This window comes from Leclercia sp. LSNIH1, from assembly GCF_002902985.1.
Taxonomy (GTDB): domain Bacteria; phylum Pseudomonadota; class Gammaproteobacteria; order Enterobacterales; family Enterobacteriaceae; genus Enterobacter.
Genome location: NZ_CP026167.1, coordinates 3,779,876 through 3,798,240 on the forward strand (window position 1 = coordinate 3,779,876; position 18,365 = coordinate 3,798,240).

Consider the following 18,365-nt stretch of genomic DNA (forward strand, 5'->3'; position numbering starts at 1 on the left):
GAAACCCGGTAACCCTGTCAGGAGTGTTAAAGTGATTAGTATATTCGACATGTTCAAAGTGGGGATTGGTCCCTCTTCTTCCCACACTGTCGGGCCGATGAAGGCCGGTAAACAGTTCGTCGATGACCTGGTCGAAAAAGGATTACTGGATAGCGTTACCCGCGTGGCTGTAGACGTTTACGGTTCACTGTCGCTTACGGGTAAAGGCCACCACACCGATATCGCCATTATTATGGGTCTGGCCGGGAATATGCCGGACACCGTAGATATTGACGCCATTCCGGCGTTTATTCGCGACGTGGAAACGCGCGGTCGTCTGCTGCTGGCGAATGGCCGGCATGAAGTCGATTTCCCGCAGGACGACGGCATGCGTTTTCGCAGCGACAACCTCTCCCTGCATGAAAACGGGATGCAGATCCACGCCTTCAGCGGCGAGAAAGTGGTCTACAGCAAGACCTACTACTCCATCGGCGGCGGCTTTATCGTCGATGAAGAGCATTTCGGCCAGGACGTCACGGGCGACGTAAAGGTGCCTTACCCATTCAAATCGGCGACAGAAATGCTGAATTACTGCAAGGAGACTGGCCTGTCCCTCTCCGGCATGGTGATGCAGAACGAGCTGGCGCTGCACAGCAAGAAAGAGATTGAAGACTATTTCGCCAACGTCTGGCAGACCATGCGCGCCTGTATCGATCGCGGTATGAATACCGAAGGGGTACTGCCTGGCCCACTGCGCGTGCCGCGTCGTGCCTCTGCCCTGCGCCGGATGCTGGTTACGACGGATAAGTACTCCAACGATCCGATGAACGTGGTGGACTGGGTCAACATGTTTGCCCTCGCGGTGAACGAAGAGAACGCCGCCGGTGGCCGCGTGGTGACCGCGCCGACCAACGGTGCCTGCGGGATCGTTCCGGCAGTGCTGGCCTACTACGATCACTTTATCGAATCGGTAAGCCCGGATATCTATATTCGCTACTTCCTCGCCGCAGGCGCGGTGGGTGCGCTGTATAAGATGAATGCCTCCATTTCCGGCGCTGAGGTTGGCTGTCAGGGTGAAGTGGGCGTGGCCTGTTCCATGGCGGCAGCCGGTCTGGCTGAGCTGCTGGGCGCCAGCCCGGAGCAGGTATGCGTGGCCGCCGAGATCGGCATGGAACATAACCTCGGTCTGACCTGTGACCCGGTTGCCGGTCAGGTGCAGGTGCCATGTATTGAGCGTAACGCGATTGCCTCCGTAAAAGCGATCAACGCCTCCCGTATGGCGATGCGCCGTACCAGCGAACCGCGCGTCTCGCTGGATAAGGTGATCGAAACCATGTACGAAACCGGTAAAGATATGAACGCCAAATACCGCGAAACGTCCCGCGGCGGTCTGGCCATTAAGGTGCAGTGCGACTAAGACGCTGAAAGCGCTTCTGCAACTTTCGTCTTTCATGCTTTAAACGCCCATCTGATAGGGATGGGCGAATTTCATCCCCTTTCCTCGTTACCTGAAATAATGCCGACTACACTAGCCAGGTTGCCACGGGCATCTGCGCCAGTGGCTCTTCGGGTGACCGTGGCATGCAAACAACGCACAGGATAATTAAAAATTATCACCGCAAACGGGTAATCGTTTGCCTCCTGCTGTCCCTTTCCACTCTCGTTTGCACGCTAATTATCGGCTTTATTTCACAGCGCAATTTAAATCAGCAGACCACCGTGGCCTTTGTCTCCCATGCTGTCGATACGCTGGATAAGATCCTGCAGCCGCTGGAGACGGGACGCGAGGTGGTACAACCGCTTATCGGCCTGCCCTGCGTGGAGGTCAACTTTTTACTGCGCAAGCACGCCGCCTCCCTGCAAACCGTGCGCTCAATCGGCCTGATTAAAGACGGCATTCTCTATTGCTCAAGCATGTTCGGTGACCGCGATATCCCCATCAGCCAGTTTCAGCCCCTGCTGCCCGCCGCGCAGCCCTTACTGCTCCTGACCACAGACCAGCCGCTGATGAAAGGCAGCCCGGTGCTGATCCAATGGTATCCGGCGCCCGGCCAGAGTGAGGATGGCATCATGGAGATTGTGAATATCGATCTTATCGCCCGGATGCTGCTGGAGCCCCAGCTGCCGCTCATCAGCGACGTTAACCTCAGCGTCGGCGGTAAGTACCTGAACCATGAGCGCCAGCTTTCGGACAGGCTGGTGACAGACGCTGGCGACAACGTTTACCAGCAGGCTTCCCTCAACTTTCCTTTCATCATCACCGTCAACGGCCCGGGGCTGACCGCGCTGGCGCTGAAAAATCTGCCGTCGCAGCTGCCGCTGGCGGTGATATTCAGCATGCTGGTGGGGTATATCGCCTGGCTTGCCACCGCCAGTCGCATGAGCTTTACCCGGGAGATCAACTTTGGCCTGGCCTCCGGTGAGTTTGAGCTCTTTTGCCAGCCGCTGATCGATGCCAAAAAACAGGATTGCGTCGGCGTGGAAATTCTTCTGCGCTGGAATAATCCGCGGCAGGGGTGGATCGCCCCGGATATTTTTATTCCGCTGGCGGAGGAGCATAACCTGATTGTCCCCCTCACCCGCTACGTGCTTATTGAAACCGTCCGTCATCTGGCGATGTTTCCTACCGCGCCGGGCTTTCATATTGGGATTAACGTCGCAGCCAGCCATTTCCGTGACGGCACTCTGCTTCACGACCTGAATCGCGTCTGGTTCAGCGCCGAGCCCGCGCAGCAGCTGGTCATTGAATTAACCGAGCGCGATACCCTGCTGGAGATGGACTACACCATGGTAGAGGCGTTACATCAGAAAGGGGTGAAGCTGGCGATTGACGATTTTGGTACCGGGAGCAGTTCGCTTTCGTGGCTGGAGAAACTCAATCCGGAAGTGCTGAAAATTGATAAATCTTTTACCGCCGCCATCGGCACGGATGCCGTCAACTCAACGGTGACAGACATTATTATCGCCCTGGCTCAGAGACTGAATATTGAACTGGTGGCTGAAGGGGTGGAAACCCGCGACCAGGCGAGCCATCTGCGCCTGCACGGGGTGGATATCCTTCAGGGATTTTTGTACGCGCGGCCGATGCCACTGCGGGATTTCCCGCAGTGGCTGGCGGAGAGTTCCCCTCCGCCAGCCTCTCATAACGGCGATATGATGCCGTCGGCTCCGTAATTACTCTTCTTCGTCGTGGGCGGACTGTTCTTTAACAATGCGCACCAGATCAACGCGGTAATCGTTGGCGGTCACGATGGTTATCTTCAGCGGCGGCAGCTCAAGCACATCACCGGCTCGCGGAATTTGACCGTTCACGGCAATCACCAGACCGGCCACCGTCGCGATATCTTCATCGTGGTTGGTCAGGTGTTCCAGCCCCAGCGTATGTTGCAGGGCGTGCAGATCCGTGGTGCCTTTGACCAGCCAGCCATCATTATCGTTAACGATCTCCGGCGTTTCGTCGGCATCCGGGAACTCACCGGCAATCGCTTCAAGAACATCCAGCGGCGTAACCAGACCCTGCACCACGCCAAACTCGTTGGTCACGATGACAAAGCTACCCCGGGCACGGCGCAGTACGCCAAGCAGGTTGATCGGGTCGAGCGTTTCCGGCACCACGATAGCAGGCGATGCGGCGGCAATGGCCTCAACGTCCACGCCCTCTTCCAGTGCCACCAGCATCTCTTTGGCACGAACCACGCCGATGATCTCATCCAGCTCGCCGCGACACACCGGGAACAGGCTGTGCGGAGAGGAGAGCAGCTGCTGGCGGATTTCCGTCACGCTCAGTCTGGCATCGACCCAGCTGATTTCACCGCGCGGGGTCATGATGCCGCGCAGGGAACGCGAGGCCAGGGACAGCACGCCGTTAATCATATAGCGCTCTTCTTCAACAAAGGCGCCTTCCGGAACCGGCACCGGGACATGGTTATCGCTGTCCTGCTGTGCTTTGGCTTCGCGGCGGCCACCCATCAGACGCAAAATCGCATCAGCGGTCCGGGCACGCAGCGGCTGGTTCGACTGCTGGCGAATAAAGTTGCGACGGGCAATCTGGTTAAACAGCTCTATAATGATGGAGAAACCAATTGCGGCGTACAGATAGCCTTTCGGAATATGGAAGCCGAAACCTTCTGCCACCAGGCTCAGACCGATCATCAGCAGGAAGCTCAGACAGAGCACCACCACGGTCGGATGCTGGTTAACGAATCGCGTCAACGGCTTCGAGGCGAGTAGCATCACCGCCATCGCGATAATCACGGCCGCCATCATCACCGGCAGATGATTCACCATACCGACAGCGGTAATGACCGCGTCGAGGGAGAAGACCGCGTCCAGTACCACGATTTGCAGTACCACTACCCAGAAGCTGGCATAGCCTTTACCGTGTCCGTCGTCGTGCTGGCGGTTTTCCAGCCGTTCATGGAGCTCGGTTGTGGCTTTGAAGAGCAGGAATATCCCCCCCAGCAGCATGATCAGGTCGCGCCCTGAGAAGGTGAAGTTGAAGGCAGTGAACAGCGGTTGCGTAAGCGTAACCATCCATGAGATCACCGACAGCAGCGCAAGACGCATAATCAGCGCCAGCGACAGACCGATTAAACGTGCTTTATCACGTTGTTTAGGTGGAAGTTTATCCGCAAGGATCGCGATAAACACGAGGTTATCGATACCGAGAACGATCTCAAGTACCACCAGCGTGAGCAATCCTACCCAGATTTGCGGGTCCATTAAGAATTCCATGACAAGCTCCTGCTAAAGGAATGGCAAAACGGCGCCGCGAAAAGGTCGGGCGAAGCGGTAAAGAACGTAAACAGTGAGTGGCGCGAATCGCCGATAAGGCTGGCCAGAGCTGGCCGGGTGTGTGACTGGCGTCGGTGACGGTCCATACAGTGGGCTACTGCCCCATACTCCTGACAATTAAACGGATGGTAAACATATCAGAGACCTGAGCTCTTTGGCAAAGATTTACTTTCCTTTGCAAACAGATGTTTCCGTGCTTTTTTTGATCACAGAAATATCTCATTGGCTTAGGCTAAATTACGGATCTTCATCACATAAATTATTTTTTCGATGTCTAAAATAAATCGCGTAAGTCTTAGTTAATTGAACTCTAACCCTTATCTGAATCGATTCGTTCTTTCGAAGATGATCTCTAATGCTCCTCTCACCCGGGGGCATTAACGATAATAAAAGGAGGTAGCAAGTGACTATTGCTATTGTTATAGGCACACATGGTTGGGCTGCAGAGCAGTTACTTAAAACCGCAGAAATGCTTTTAGGCGAACAGGAAAACGTCGGTTGGATCGATTTCGTTCCCGGTGAAAATGCTGAGACGCTGATAGAAAAATATACCGCTCAACTGGCAAATCTGGATACCAGTAGCGGCGTGCTGTTCCTTGTTGATACCTGGGGCGGCAGTCCATTTAACGCGGCAAGCCGCATTGTGGTTGATAAAGAGCAGCATGAGGTTGTTGCCGGGATTAACATCCCCATGCTGGTCGAAACGCTGATGGCCCGTGACGACAATCCAAGCTTTGACGAGCTGGTTGCCCTGGCTGTCGAAACCGGTCGTGAAGGCGTGAAAGCGCTGAAAGCGAAACCTACAGAAAACGTCGCTCCGGCGGCGGCCCCTGCCCCGGCTGCTGCCCCGAAAGCCGCCGCCCCGCTTAAGCCGATGGGTCCGAACGATTACATGCAGATTGGCCTGGCGCGTATCGACGACCGTCTGATTCACGGCCAGGTGGCTACCCGCTGGACCAAAGAGACCAACGTCCAGCGCATCATTGTGGTCAGCGATGAAGTCGCCGCTGATACGGTTCGTAAAACTCTCCTTACCCAGGTGGCCCCGCCGGGCGTAACCGCGCACGTGGTGGATGTCGCCAAGATGATCCGCGTTTACAACAACCCGAAATATGCGGGTGAGCGTGTGATGCTGCTGTTTACCAACCCAACGGACGTCGAACGTATTGTTGAGGAAGGGGTAAAAATCACCTCCGTGAACATCGGTGGTATGGCTTACCGTCAGGGCAAAACGCAGGTGAACAATGCGGTGTCGGTGGACGAAAAAGATATCGAAGCGTTCAGGAAACTTAACGATCGCGGGATCGAGCTTGAAGTCCGTAAAGTCTCTACCGACCCGAAACTGAAAATGATGGATCTGATCAGCAAAGTGGCGAAATAAGCCGGCGCTGGTTGACAAATTTCACACTTAAGTCTGTTAAAGCTATAGGAGAAGTACAATGGAGATTACCACTCTTCAGATTGTGCTGGTGTTCATCGTCGCGTGTATAGCGGGTATGGAATCCGTACTAGATGAATTTCAGTTTCACCGTCCGCTGGTCGCCTGTACGTTAATCGGCGCCGTTCTCGGCGATATGAAAACCGGTATCATCATCGGTGGTACCCTGGAAATGATCGCCCTGGGCTGGATGAACATCGGCGCGGCCGTTGCGCCGGATGCGGCTCTCGCCTCCATCATCTCTACCGTGCTGGTCATCGCCGGCCATCAAAATATCGGTGCCGGTATCGCGCTGGCTATCCCACTGGCTGCAGCAGGCCAGGTTCTGACCATCATCGTGCGTACTATCACCGTTGCATTCCAGCATGCGGCAGATAAGGCGGCGGAGAATGGCAACCTGACGGCGCTGTCGTGGATCCACGTCTCGTCCCTGTTCCTGCAGGCCATGCGTATCGCTATCCCGGCGGTTATCGTGGCAATCTCCGTCGGTACCAGCGAAGTCCAGGGTATGCTGAACGCCATTCCTGAAGTGGTCACCAGCGGTCTGAACATTGCAGGCGGCATGATCGTGGTCGTCGGTTATGCGATGGTCATCAACATGATGCGCGCAGGCTACCTGATGCCGTTCTTCTATCTCGGCTTCGTTACCGCGGCCTTCACCAACTTCAACCTGGTGGCACTGGGTGTGATTGGTGCGGTAATGGCTATCCTCTACATCCAGCTCAGCCCGAAATATAACCGCGTAGCCGGTAGTGCACAGGTTGCTGGTAATAACGATCTCGATAACGAACTGGACTAGCAGGTGAGCGAAATGGTTGATATGACTAAAACTACCCCTCAGAAAAAACTGACTTCGGGTGATATTCGTGGCGTGTTCATCCGTTCAAACCTGTTCCAGGGTTCATGGAACTTCGAACGTATGCAGGCGCTGGGCTTCTGCTTCTCTATGGTACCGGCAATCAAACGTCTGTATCCCGAGAACAACGAAGCGCGTCGTCAGGCGATTAAACGTCACCTGGAATTCTTCAACACCCATCCTTACGTCGCAGCGCCGGTTCTGGGCGTAACGCTGGCGATGGAAGAGCAGCGTGCTAACGGCGCAGAGATTGACGATGGTGCCATCAACGGTATCAAAGTGGGTCTGATGGGGCCGCTGGCGGGCGTAGGTGACCCGATCTTCTGGGGTACCGTGCGTCCGGTCTTCGCCGCGCTCGGTGCGGGTATCGCCATGAGCGGCAGCCTGCTGGGTCCTCTGCTCTTCTTTATCCTGTTTAACGTGGTACGTCTGGCAACCCGCTACTACGGCGTGGCCTATGGCTACCGTAAGGGCGTGGATATCGTCCAGGATATGGGCGGCGGCTTCCTGCAGAAACTGACTGAGGGGGCGTCAATCCTCGGCCTGTTTGTCATGGGGGCGCTGGTTAACAAGTGGACGCACGTTAACATCCCGCTGGTGGTGTCAACCATCACCGGTCAGGATGGTCAGACCCGTGTGACCACCGTGCAAACCATTCTTGACCAGCTGATGCCGGGCCTGGTACCGCTGCTGCTGACCTTCGCCTGTATGTGGCTGCTGCGAAAAAAGGTCAATGCGCTGTGGATCATCGTCGGCTTCTTCGTTATCGGTATCGTCGGTTACGCTATCGGTCTGCTGGGTCTGTAATTTTTTTGTGAATACACCGGGGGCATGAACGCCCCCGTTTTTTTATCCGGAGGATGAATGACGGTCACGGACATCGTACTGGTTGTCTTTATTGTTGCCCTTCTGGCGTATGCCCTCTACGACGAATTGATCATGCCCCGCCGCAACGGCGCGACGTTGCTCTCAATCCCCCTTCTGCGCCGCGGTCGCGTTGATGCCATCATCTTTACCGGTCTGCTGCTGATCCTTATCTATAACAACGTGATGAGCCAGGGGGCATTACTGACCACATGGTTATTATCTGCCCTGGCATTAATGGGGTTTTACCTGTTCTGGATCCGGGCGCCGAAAATAATCTTCAAATCCACTGGATTCTTTTTCGCCAATGTCTGGATAGAATATAACCGCATTAAAGAGATGAATTTATCAGAAGACGGCGTGCTGGTGATGCAATTAGAGCAGCGACGTTTGCTTATCCGGGTAAGAAATATTGACGATCTGGAGAAGATATACAAATTATTGGTTAAGACTCAATAAGATAAAAAAATAGCACTGGCTATATTTCGCTATGCTTTTCACAGTGTTATATAGCCAAAGCTATATTATTACGCGACATTTACGGGCTATTATTAACGTTATCTTCACATCAATTTCTAAATGAAAATCGTTATCAAAAACCAATCTGAATAATACTCCCCTGTAGTTGTTTTATATTCTCAAAATATGTTAAGGTTGCGCCCGTCGTTGGGGAGTAGCCGATTTCCGGTTTACCGGAAATGTACGTGTCAACATACTCGTTGCAAAACGTGGCACGTACGGATTTTTCTGCACAGCAGAAGGATCAGGCGAGACCATAGACGCATCGACTGCTGTTTACTGGGGGCAGTGATGTGTCATATGGATATCCCCGGTCTGGACGCGCTGATGAACCTCTCTGCAACACTTCTCCTGGCCTTTGGCATGTCGATGGATGCATTCGCCGCTTCCATGGGCAAAGGCGCCACGCTGCATAAACCTAAGTTCTCTGAAGCCCTGCGTACCGGTCTTATCTTTGGTGCTATCGAAACCCTGACCCCGCTGATTGGCTGGGGGCTGGGGATGCTCGCCAGCCAGTTCGTGCTGGAGTGGAACCACTGGATCGCCTTTATACTTCTGACCTTCCTCGGCGGACGTATGGTTATCGAAGGCATTCGGAATGATGTCGAGGACGATGAGCCGATTCAGCGTCACGGCTTCTGGCTGCTGGTGACAACCGCTATAGCTACCAGTCTGGATGCGATGGCGGTCGGCGTCGGCCTGGCTTTCCTGCAGGTCAACATCATTGCCACCGCGCTGGCGATTGGCTGCGCGACCTTTATTATGTCTACCCTGGGCATGATGATTGGCCGTTTTATTGGCCCGCTGTTAGGGAAACGCGCCGAGATCCTCGGCGGTATCGTCTTGATCGGCATTGGCGCACAAATTATGTGGAGCCACTTCGCCGGTTAACTGACTCGCTGCCAGCAGTGGATACTAAAATCGGTCTGGCAGCTGAAATGCGTCTGTTTTGCCAGCGCCTCCCACACCTCCGGCTTTGCCCGCCATGCAAACGGGGTCATCTGCAAAAGCGCTACCGCCTCTTTTCCAGTCACTGACATGTTATAGGCCAGCGACAGCGCCTCTTTCAGGGCAAAACCCTCCAGCTGCTCCGAATGCGGCGCATGCAGCAGAACTTCACTGTAAATCAGCCCTTTCAGCTCCATCAGGTGACGCGGTCCTGGCGTCACGGTGATCACCCAGCCGCCCTCTTTTACCACCCGCGCCAGCTCCTCGCCTTTGCAGGGGGCGTAGATGCGGACTACCGCATCCATACTGTTCTCTTCAAAAGGCAGACGATGGCTGGAGGCCACACAGAACGTCACCTCTGAATAGCGTTTAGCCGCCGCGCGGATGGCAGATTTTGAGACATCCAGACCAAAGGTGGTCGCGCCCTTTTCCTGCGCGGTTTGGGCAAAGGCCGATGTGTAATAGCCTTCGCCACAGCCAATATCAAGCAGCGAGGTCGCGCCATCCGGCAGCAAGGCCGCCAGCTTACCGGCTACCTCGTCACGCAGGGGCTGATAGTGCCCGGCATCGAGAAAGGCTCTGCGCGCCTGCATCATCTCTGCACTGTCGCCCGGATCGCGCGATCGCTTGTGCTGGACCGGCAGCAGATTGACATAGCCCTCTTTCGCCATATCGAACCGATGCCCCTGTGGGCAGGCGTAACTTTTATCCGCATGGGCGAGCGGCGCGTGGCAAAGAGGACAGCAGAATGTCATGGGAACTCCGGGCAATCATAAAGGGCGAAAGTGTACCGCTAATCGCCGTGCTATAAAACGGCCTTAACGCATTACGATGAGGTGGCTGGAATCGGCCGGGAGTCCATCCGGCTTGATGTTTTCAATACGCAGCACGTCACCCATAATCTGGCTGAATACCGGTGCTGAAACCGCCCCGCCGTAATAGGCGCCGTTTTGCGGATCGTTAATGACCACCGCCAGGGCAAATACAGGGCGGCTGGCCGGTGCGACGCCGGCGGTGTAGGCCACATATTTGTCGACATAATTACCGCCATCGTCGATTTTCTTCGCGGTGCCGGTTTTCACCGCCACCCGGTAGTCACGCACCGCGGCTTTGATGCCGCCCCCACCCGGCAGGGCCACGCTTTCCATCATGTGCTCCACCTCCTGCACAATCGACGCGGGCATCACCTGGGTACCGATAACCGGCGGATCGATGCGGGTGATAGAGAGTGGACGCTCCAGGCCATAGCTGCCGATGGTGGCGTAGACGTGGGCGAGCTGCAACGGCGTGACCATCAGGCCGTAGCCGAAGGCAAAGGTGGCGCGATCGAGCTGGCTCCAGAATTTACGCTCCGGTAACAAGCCGCTGCTCTCCCCCGTCAATCCGAGACCGGTGGAACGACCAAAACCAAACCCGTGGTAGGTATCCAGCAGCCGCTGGATCGGCATCGCCAGCGACAGGCGCGACACACCCGTGTCGCTCGATTTTTGCAGAATGCCGGTCAGCGTCAGCTCCGGGTAGTAACCGACGTCGCGGATACGGTGTCCGGCCAGGGTATAAGGATGGGTGTCGATCACGCTGTCTGGCTGCACCAGCCCCTGCTGCAGGGCGGTCATCAGCACCAGCGGCTTAACGGTAGAGCCGGGTTCAAAGGTGTCGCTGATGGCACGATTACGAAAATCATTCAGCGTGGCACCCTCGCGGTTATTGGGATTGAAATCCGGGTAGTTGGCCATCGCCAGGATCTCCCCAGTCTGGATGTTGATCAGCACCGCTGCCCCCGACTCCGCTTTATTCCAGGCGACAGCATTGTCCAGCGCATCTTCCGTAATCGTCTGCAGCCGTTCATCAATGCTTAACTGGATGTTGTGCGCCGGAACGGGCGGTACTTCGGTAATATTTTCGATCACGCGTCCGTAGCGATCCTCACGCACGCGGCGCAGACCGGGTTTGCCGGTGAGCTGGGCATTAAAACTTTTCTCGATCCCTTCGATGCCCTGACCGTCGATATTGGTAAAGCCGATCAGGTTAGCTGCCACGTGTCCGGCCGGGTAAAAACGGCGCGACTCATCACGCAGGCTGATACCAGGCAGCCGGAGTTTAGCGATCCACTGGGCCTGAGCCGGATCCACCTGGCGGGCCAGATAGATAAAACGGCCATGTGGATTGCTGTTGATGCGTGCCGCAAGCGTGGGGAGCGACAGATGCAATGCACTAGCTAATGCCTGCCAGCGCGTGTCAAAACCCACTCCCCCTTTTGCCAGCACCGTTTTCGGATCCGCCCACACGGCCCGCACCGGCACACTCACGGCCAGCGGTCTCCCCTCCCTGTCCATAATCATCCCTCTGGGGGCATTGATGGCGACCTCGCGCAGGGAGCGCATATCCTCCTGCTTAACCAGCGGATCGGGTTTAACGATCTGCAACCAGGCGACACGACCAAGAAGAAAGAGAAGGCTGCCTAAAATCACCAGACAGAGGAGAGCAAAACGTAACGGGGTGAAGTTTGCTGCGGGATTGACGGGTTTCTTTTTCACCAGGGCTCCAGGGCTGAGTAACAACGCCCTGATTTAACGGCAAATTTGAGCCGCGAGGGTGAAAACAATGCTAATACTCTCGCAGCTTTGAAACAAACTGCTAACAGCGACGCATGTGGTAACACTTTGAAAAATATCCATTAAAAAGCCCCGCACAGGCGAGGCTTTAAATCTCTGCAACTGAAACGTCGTGACGCTTCAGATCAGGCAGGGGTTCGATCAGATAGCGGTTACGTTAACAGCAGCCGGACCTTTCTGGCCGTCCTGAATTTCGAACTCAACGTTCTGGCCTTCAGCCAGAGTTTTGAAGCCGTTACCCTGGATTGCAGAGAAATGTACGAATACATCTTTGCTGCCGTCAGCAGGAGTAATGAAACCAAAACCTTTAGACTCGTTGAACCACTTAACTTGACCTTTGATCTTTGCCATTTGCAAAATTCCTTAGAATGTTTTCTTAGCCCGCGGGCATTAACTGAGATAAAACTGAGACATTACTGCATGAGGCACTAATATAAGGTTCGGCAGAGAAGCGGTATTCAACGACAACGTGTTTACTCAGGACTTCTTTACTGAAAATGCCACACATAAACAGAACTGTACCTCGTTTGACCCAAACCGTGTTATCACATACAACTTAAATAATGGCAAGCCATTTTTAAAGGTGTCTCGATCAGCCGCACAAATTCCGAGACTGACTTGCCACAATCTGCACAGTAATGCACGTTCAGTGTATACCAGACCAAAATGTTGCCTGCCCAGTCGCTGTCAGGATAAGCGCTGTTATCAAAGACTTTTTTACATTAGCTCAATAACTTCATATCGTCCAGCAAGCGCGCCAGAATTTCTGTGGTCGCTATTTCATTTAGAACTTTTCGTGAAAAGTTATGCTGAATTGATCGTAACGACAAGGGATTGTTTCAGGAAAAAAACATTGTATATCGGTTCGCTTGTTTAAGTTATATACACCTAAACCGGTAATCCGCTATGCACCAAAATAATGATATTTTTATGAACCTGCCTCAAAAAAAGGCAATCAAAACGTTTCGATTAAAATAAAATATGACAACCGTCGATTTAATAAAAAATATTCGCTAATTGAACAAGTATTCGTTTACAAGGATAAATATTGACCAATGCGCAGCGGATGAAAGTTATCGCTGCGCGGGGATAACTCTGCCAGTGCCTGCGCGAGCTCTCTGACAGGCTCATCCAGTGATTCATCCGCCAGTTCAAAGACACCCCAGTGGATCGGGATCGCCAGCGGCATGCCCAGCTGTTGCCAGAGCTTCACCGCCGCCTGCGGATCCATATGATGAATCGACATGAACCAACGTGGTGCATAGGCTCCGACAGGTATGGCAGCGGCATCCACTTTTCCCAGTCGCTCCGGAATGGTTAACAGTTCCGGGGTATAACCGGTATCGCCGCTAAACCAGAAGCGCTGCTGCTCGCTCTCAAAGACCCAGCCACACCATAACGAGCGATCGCGATCCCAGAGGCTACGCATGCTCCAGTGCTGTGCCGGCACGGCGGTAAACACCAGCCCTTCAAAAACATAGCTTTGCCACCAGTCCAGTTCAATAACCTGTTTCGCCCCGCGGCGGCGGCACCACGCCCCAAGACCTAAAGGCACAAAAAAGGTCAGCTGCGGAAAACGATGCACAAGCTGGCGCACCGTGGCCGAGTCCAGGTGATCGAAATGGTTATGGGAAATAACAACAGCATCAAGGACTGGAAGCGCCGCGACACTCATCACCGGAGGCGTTTTTCGTATCGGTCCGGCAAACAGCACCGGCGAGGCGCGCCGGGAAAAGACCGGATCGGTAAGGATATATTTTCCGTTCAGGCGTAGCAGCAGGCTGGCGTGGCCCAGCCACCAGACACCATCTTCTTCCAGGGTGTTAAGCGTAACGGGTTGCCACCACTGGCGGATAAAGGCGTCATAGCCTTCTGAAGGGGGTTTTGGCAACCCGGCGGCTTTTCGCGCCTTGCGCCAGCGTTCAACATCGCCGGGTTGACGAACAGGGGCATCCGGATTGCGGAAACCCTGCGGGGTATGGTGTGCAAGGGAGGGATTATACCAGGGATTACGCCAGGGATTACGCCAGGCCATACATACCTCCCCTGACCGATTAGCGTTCGGCTACCAGACGAATAAAGTCATCGTCCTGGCTCTTAGCCGTCTCTTCTGGCGCTTTTGGTACCTCTTTCTCTTCCGGCTCATTGGCTTCGCACAGGCGACGCAGCAGTACATTCTGTCGTTTCTGCAGGTCGACTAACTTCTCTAGCAGTTCGATCTGCTCGTTGGTACGGGAGCTCGCGCGATTGACAAAAAACCACAGCACCAGACCCGCAACCAGCAGTACGATCGAGATCGCCAGAGATGCCACGCTGAACATCCCGGAATATACTAACTCACCCATTTCACTCCCCCATAAAAGCGCCTATTTTACCACTCGCGTTAAGGAAGGAAATCACTTGCGATAAAAATGACAACTACCAGGGGATAAACTTATTGATAGAACAAATACCGCTAAAGAACTGTACATCCTGGTCGCACATCACATTGATGGTCTGCGTCCAAAGTAAAACACAGGCCACTAACACTAAGACCAGAATAACCCAGCGTATTTTCTTCACTCCACTCTCCGTACCGTAACTGCCTGATGCCAGGTTATCATGCGCAACTTAAACCATGCCTAACTGTAACGCGAAGGCGATGCTTTCGGAATCATAGACTTGTTAAAGTAAGTGTATCGATTACGCTAAGCGGCAGTTATTCAAAAAATGAGGTAATGATGCGCTTTTTTATTCGCACATTGATTGTTATAGCACTGGTCTGGACGGGTATACTGCTCGCAGGCTACGGTGTCTTGATCGGCAGTAAAGAGAATGCGGGCGGGCTCGGGATCCAGTGCCAGTATCTCACCGCGCGCGGCGTCAGCACGGCGCAGTATATTCATTCAGACAGCGGTATTATCGGCCTCTCTCGCTGCCCGCTCCTGCGAAAGAGCGAGACAGTGATCGATAACGGCTGATCCCTTGCATAAAAAAACGCCGCCATAAGGCCGCGTTTTTTTATCGCGCTTTCAATCAGAACGGATAGTCGTTGTAACCCATCTGTTCAGAAATCTTACGCGCCGCTGTGTGCAGCATTTCAACATACTCGTGCAGATGCTCTTCAGAGAAACGCAGCGTCGGGAAGGAGATACTCAGGCCGGCAATGACCACACCGAAACGATCAAATACCGGAACGCCGATGCAGCGCAAGCCTTCTTCCTGCTCCTGGTTATCTTCGCCATAACCTTGTTCACGGACTTTATCCAGCACCTGCAACAGCTCTTCGGTGGTGGTAATGGTGCGCTCAGTGCTGCGTTTGTACTCCACGTTCTCGAGGATCTGCTTCACTTCATCACGGTCGCGCCATGCCAGCAGAACTTTACCGATAGCGGTACTGTAGAGCGGGTTGCGGCGGCCAATGCGTGAGTACATACGCAGGTTATACATGGAATCAATTTTATGGATATAGACGATACTGTCTTCATCCAGCGCCCCCAGGTGCACCGTCTCTTTCGTCAAACGGGAGAGTTCGCGCATCTGAATATCCGCGCTGCGGATCAGATCGACGTTCTGCAGCGCACGAGCGCCCAGTTCAAATAACTTCAGGGTCAGGGAGTACTTTTCGGACTCGCCCTCCTGAGCAACATAACCCAGTGATTTCATGGTCTGTAAAAAGCGATAAACGGTGCTTTTTGACATCATTACACGCTGGGACAGCTCAGTAATACCGATTTCGCGCTCTTCACCAAGCGCCTGCAGGATGCCGAACACCTTTAACACGGATGAAACAGAATCTGGCTGTTTATCCAAATCCGCGATTGCCATTAATCACCTCAACGCAAGTGTTTTATAAAATTCAGAACCGGTTTTTATTATAAATTCGCTCCGGCGTTGCTGCAATCAATCCTGGCTTACCTGGTTACAAATCTGCGACACACAACAGAAATAACAGTGATAATATCCTTACCCTGTTAATAATAACCTCCAATGCTAATTAATTTTCATGACGACTCTCCCCAAAGACGGCCTGCCGCTGCCGCAACGTTATGGTGCCATTGCAACCATTATTATCGGTATTTCAATGGCTGTACTGGATGGCGCTATCGCCAATGTCGCCCTGCCAACCATTGCCAGCGACCTGAATGCCTCCCCGGCCAGCTCAATCTGGATTGTTAACGCCTACCAGATAGCCATTGTTATCTCGCTGCTCTCGTTCTCGTTCCTCGGGGATATGTTTGGCTACCGCCGGGTTTATCAGTGCGGGCTGGCGGTATTTACGCTGACCTCCCTTTTCTGCGCCCTTTCAGATACGCTGCACATGCTGACGCTGGCGCGTATCATGCAGGGGTTCGGCGGTGCGGCGCTGATGAGTGTGAATACCGCGTTGATCCGTCTTATCTATCCTCAGCGACATCTGGGCCGGGGGATGGGGATCAACTCCTTTATTGTTGCCGTGTCGTCTGCGGCGGGCCCAACTATCGCCGCAGCGATCCTCTCGGTCGCGTCCTGGCAGTGGCTATTTTTAATTAACGTTCCACTTGGGATCGTGGCGTTGCTGTTCGCCCTGCGTTTTTTACCGGCCAATGGCGCGAAAAGCAGCATGCCAAAATTCGATCTTCCGAGCGCGGTGATGAACGCCCTCACCTTTGGCCTGCTGATCACCGCCCTGAGCGGCTTCGCTCAGGGACAGTCGCTGATGCTGATTGCGGGCGAGGTCGTGGCGCTGCTGGTGGTAGGCTTCTTCTTCGTGCGTCGCCAGCTGGCACTGCCGGTGCCGTTACTGCCGGTAGATCTGCTGCGTATTCCGCTCTTCTCCCTCTCTATCTGCACCTCTATCTGCTCCTTCTGCGCACAGATGCTGGCGATGGTTTCTCTGCCCTTCTTCCTGCAAAGCGTGATTGGCCGCTCGGAAGTGGAAACGGGCCTGCTGTTAACGCCCTGGCCTCTGGCGACCATGGTAATGGCTCCGCTGGCGGGCCATCTGATTGAGCGGGTACATGCGGGGTTACTGGGCGCGCTGGGACTGGTGGTGATGGCGACAGGTCTTTTCGCTCTCGCCCTGCTGCCTGCGGCACCTCACGATCTGGATATTATCTGGCGGATGGTGCTGTGCGGGGCGGGCTTTGGCCTGTTTCAGTCACCGAATAACCATACCATTGTTACGGCAGCGCCTCGCCACCGCAGCGGCGGCGCCAGTGGGATGCTGGGCACTGCCCGCCTGCTGGGACAGAGTACCGGCGCGGCACTGGTGGCGTTGATGTTCAACCTGGCCGGACAAAGCGGCACGCATCTGGCGCTGTTGACCGCCGGCACGCTGGCCACCGTCGCGGCCATCATCAGCGGGTTGCGGGTGACCCAGCCTCATTCACAGCCATAAAAAAAGCGCGTCTTTGGACGCGCTTTTTTATTAGCAAACCGAGGCCGTTATTTCAGGTATTCACCGTTACGCAGCGCTGCGATACGCTTATCCAGCGGCGGGTGAGACATAAACAGCTCGCTCAGGGATTTTGATTTACCGTTGATGCAGAATGCCATCATGCTTGAGGCTTCCTGCGGTTCATAGCTGGTTTTCAGACGCTGCAGCGCAGCAATCATCTTCTCGCGTCCCACCAGTTTGGCTGAACCCGCATCCGCATGGAATTCACGGTGACGGGAGAACCACATGGTGATGATGCTTGCCAGAATACCAAATACCAGCTCCAGCACCATAGAGACCGCGAAGTAGATCAGTGGGTTACCGTTACTTGATTCGCCTTCCTCACGATCGCCCCCCATAAAGCCTGCGGCAATCTGGGCAATAATACGCGAGATAAAGATAACGAAGGTGTTCACGACACCCTGAATCAGGGTCATGGTCACCATATCGCCGTTCGCAATGTGGCTGATCTCGTGGGCGATAACCGCTTCGGCTTCATCACGGCTCATGTTCTGCAACAGGCCGGTACTCACCGCAACCAGAGAGGCGTCGCGACGCGCGCCGGTGGCGAAGGCGTTGATATCCGGCGCGTGATAGATCGCCACCTGCGGCATGGCGATACCCGCCTGACGGGACTGGTTAGCAACGGTGGTCATCAACCACTGTTCCATATCGTTACGCGGTTGCTCAATAACCTCGCCGCCAACGGACTTAAGTGCCATCCACTTGGACATCAGCAGTGAGATAAAGGAGCCACCAAAACCAAACAGCAGCGCCATAATTAACAAACCCTGAACGCTGCTCGACTGAATTCCTGTCAGGCTGAGCACCAGCCCGAATACCACCATGACCGCCAGGTTGGTGAGCAGGAAGAGCGCGATTCGCATCATAATATTCTTTTAACCTCAGTTTAACAAAACGCACTATGCGATTACCCACATCGTATGGGTATTC

At 54.3% G+C, this 18,365-nt stretch carries 19 protein-coding genes, 1 pseudogene and 1 riboswitch; of the genes and pseudogenes, 9 read left to right on the plus strand and 11 right to left on the minus strand.

From position 1 onward, the window contains the following. Window positions 1-31 precede the first annotated feature (31 nt). Together sdaA and C2U54_RS18720 are read left to right on the plus strand one after the other, a co-directional pair. A complete protein-coding gene (sdaA, locus tag C2U54_RS18715) occupies window positions 32-1,396 on the plus strand; it encodes an L-serine ammonia-lyase (RefSeq protein ID WP_103180021.1) in 1,365 nt (454 codons plus the stop codon). 164 nt (window positions 1,397-1,560) lie between these two features. Beyond that, on the plus strand, window positions 1,561-3,153 hold the full coding sequence (locus C2U54_RS18720) for an EAL domain-containing protein (RefSeq protein WP_103180022.1): 1,593 nt from the start codon (window positions 1,561-1,563) through the stop codon (window positions 3,151-3,153). On the opposite strand, the gene yoaE is transcribed toward C2U54_RS18720, so the two are convergent. Next, the gene (gene yoaE / locus C2U54_RS18725) at window positions 3,154-4,713 is read right to left on the minus strand and encodes a CNNM family cation transport protein YoaE (protein WP_103180023.1); all 1,560 of its coding nucleotides are present in this window, start codon (window positions 4,711-4,713) and stop codon (window positions 3,154-3,156) included. Continuing rightward, window positions 4,701-4,859: a protein YoaL gene (locus C2U54_RS28130; protein WP_371413849.1), complete on the minus strand. Its 159-nt coding sequence runs from the start codon at window positions 4,857-4,859 to the stop codon at window positions 4,701-4,703. The genes yoaE and C2U54_RS28130 overlap by 13 nt, the downstream gene beginning before the upstream one ends. A gap of 317 nt (window positions 4,860-5,176) precedes the next feature. On the opposite strand from C2U54_RS28130, the gene manX reads away from it, so the two are divergent. From manX to mntP, 5 genes are all read left to right on the plus strand, one after another. After that, window positions 5,177-6,154 carry a PTS mannose transporter subunit IIAB gene (gene manX, locus C2U54_RS18735; protein WP_103180024.1) on the plus strand — a complete coding sequence of 326 codons (978 nt, stop codon included), beginning with the start codon at window positions 5,177-5,179 and terminating at the stop codon, window positions 6,152-6,154. Between the two features lie 58 nt (window positions 6,155-6,212). Then, window positions 6,213-7,010, plus strand: coding sequence for a PTS mannose/fructose/sorbose transporter subunit IIC (locus tag C2U54_RS18740; protein ID WP_103180025.1), 798 nt, complete (start codon window positions 6,213-6,215; stop codon window positions 7,008-7,010). Window positions 7,011-7,022: 12 nt separating this feature from the next. Continuing rightward, a complete protein-coding gene (locus C2U54_RS18745; RefSeq protein WP_168192027.1) occupies window positions 7,023-7,874 on the plus strand; it encodes a PTS mannose transporter subunit IID in 852 nt (283 codons plus the stop codon). Between the two features lie 57 nt (window positions 7,875-7,931). Then, the gene (locus C2U54_RS18750) at window positions 7,932-8,390 is read left to right on the plus strand and encodes a DUF986 family protein (RefSeq protein ID WP_103180027.1); all 459 of its coding nucleotides are present in this window, start codon (window positions 7,932-7,934) and stop codon (window positions 8,388-8,390) included. Window positions 8,391-8,587: 197 nt separating this feature from the next. Continuing rightward, window positions 8,588-8,696: riboswitch (yybP-ykoY riboswitch) on the plus strand. Window positions 8,697-8,777: 81 nt separating this feature from the next. Next, a complete protein-coding gene (gene mntP / locus C2U54_RS18755) occupies window positions 8,778-9,341 on the plus strand; it encodes a manganese efflux pump MntP (RefSeq protein WP_139156373.1) in 564 nt (187 codons plus the stop codon). Here the strand turns inward: mntP and rlmA are convergent. The 7 genes and pseudogenes from rlmA to mgrB form a co-directional block, all read right to left on the minus strand. Next, window positions 9,338-10,153, minus strand: a complete 816-nt coding sequence (gene rlmA, locus C2U54_RS18760) for a 23S rRNA (guanine(745)-N(1))-methyltransferase (protein WP_103180029.1) — start codon at window positions 10,151-10,153, stop codon at window positions 9,338-9,340. The two genes, mntP and rlmA, sit on opposite strands and share 4 nt — an antisense overlap. A gap of 63 nt (window positions 10,154-10,216) precedes the next feature. Then, the gene (ftsI, locus tag C2U54_RS18765) at window positions 10,217-11,935 is read right to left on the minus strand and encodes a peptidoglycan glycosyltransferase FtsI (protein ID WP_103180030.1); all 1,719 of its coding nucleotides are present in this window, start codon (window positions 11,933-11,935) and stop codon (window positions 10,217-10,219) included. Window positions 11,936-12,154: 219 nt separating this feature from the next. Continuing rightward, window positions 12,155-12,364 carry a transcription antiterminator/RNA stability regulator CspE gene (gene cspE, locus C2U54_RS18770; RefSeq protein ID WP_001062678.1) on the minus strand — a complete coding sequence of 70 codons (210 nt, stop codon included), beginning with the start codon at window positions 12,362-12,364 and terminating at the stop codon, window positions 12,155-12,157. A gap of 12 nt (window positions 12,365-12,376) precedes the next feature. After that, window positions 12,377-12,521 (minus strand): annotated as a pseudogene (locus tag C2U54_RS18775) (DUF2627 domain-containing protein). Window positions 12,522-13,046: 525 nt separating this feature from the next. Further along, the gene (locus C2U54_RS18785; protein ID WP_103180032.1) at window positions 13,047-14,048 is read right to left on the minus strand and encodes an MBL fold metallo-hydrolase; all 1,002 of its coding nucleotides are present in this window, start codon (window positions 14,046-14,048) and stop codon (window positions 13,047-13,049) included. Window positions 14,049-14,067: 19 nt separating this feature from the next. Continuing rightward, window positions 14,068-14,358, minus strand: a complete 291-nt coding sequence (locus tag C2U54_RS18790; RefSeq protein WP_103180033.1) for a YebO family protein — start codon at window positions 14,356-14,358, stop codon at window positions 14,068-14,070. A gap of 73 nt (window positions 14,359-14,431) precedes the next feature. Continuing rightward, on the minus strand, window positions 14,432-14,575 hold the full coding sequence (gene mgrB / locus C2U54_RS18795; RefSeq protein ID WP_103180034.1) for a PhoP/PhoQ regulator MgrB: 144 nt from the start codon (window positions 14,573-14,575) through the stop codon (window positions 14,432-14,434). Window positions 14,576-14,733: 158 nt separating this feature from the next. Between mgrB and C2U54_RS18800 the strand changes: the two genes are divergently transcribed. Continuing rightward, window positions 14,734-14,973 (plus strand): YobH family protein, encoded by a 240-nt coding sequence (locus C2U54_RS18800; RefSeq protein WP_103180035.1) that lies wholly within the window; start codon window positions 14,734-14,736, stop codon window positions 14,971-14,973. 55 nt (window positions 14,974-15,028) lie between these two features. Here C2U54_RS18800 and kdgR read toward each other — a convergent pair whose 3' ends face one another. Next, window positions 15,029-15,820 carry a DNA-binding transcriptional regulator KdgR gene (kdgR, locus tag C2U54_RS18805; protein ID WP_039030796.1) on the minus strand — a complete coding sequence of 264 codons (792 nt, stop codon included), beginning with the start codon at window positions 15,818-15,820 and terminating at the stop codon, window positions 15,029-15,031. Between the two features lie 178 nt (window positions 15,821-15,998). On the opposite strand from kdgR, the gene C2U54_RS18810 reads away from it, so the two are divergent. Further along, entirely contained in the window at window positions 15,999-17,372 is a 1,374-nt protein-coding gene (locus C2U54_RS18810) for an MFS transporter (RefSeq protein ID WP_103180036.1), read from the plus strand. Between the two features lie 47 nt (window positions 17,373-17,419). On the opposite strand, the gene htpX is transcribed toward C2U54_RS18810, so the two are convergent. Beyond that, window positions 17,420-18,301 (minus strand): protease HtpX, encoded by an 882-nt coding sequence (htpX, locus tag C2U54_RS18815; RefSeq protein ID WP_103180037.1) that lies wholly within the window; start codon window positions 18,299-18,301, stop codon window positions 17,420-17,422. Between the last annotated feature and the right edge of the window lie 64 nt (window positions 18,302-18,365).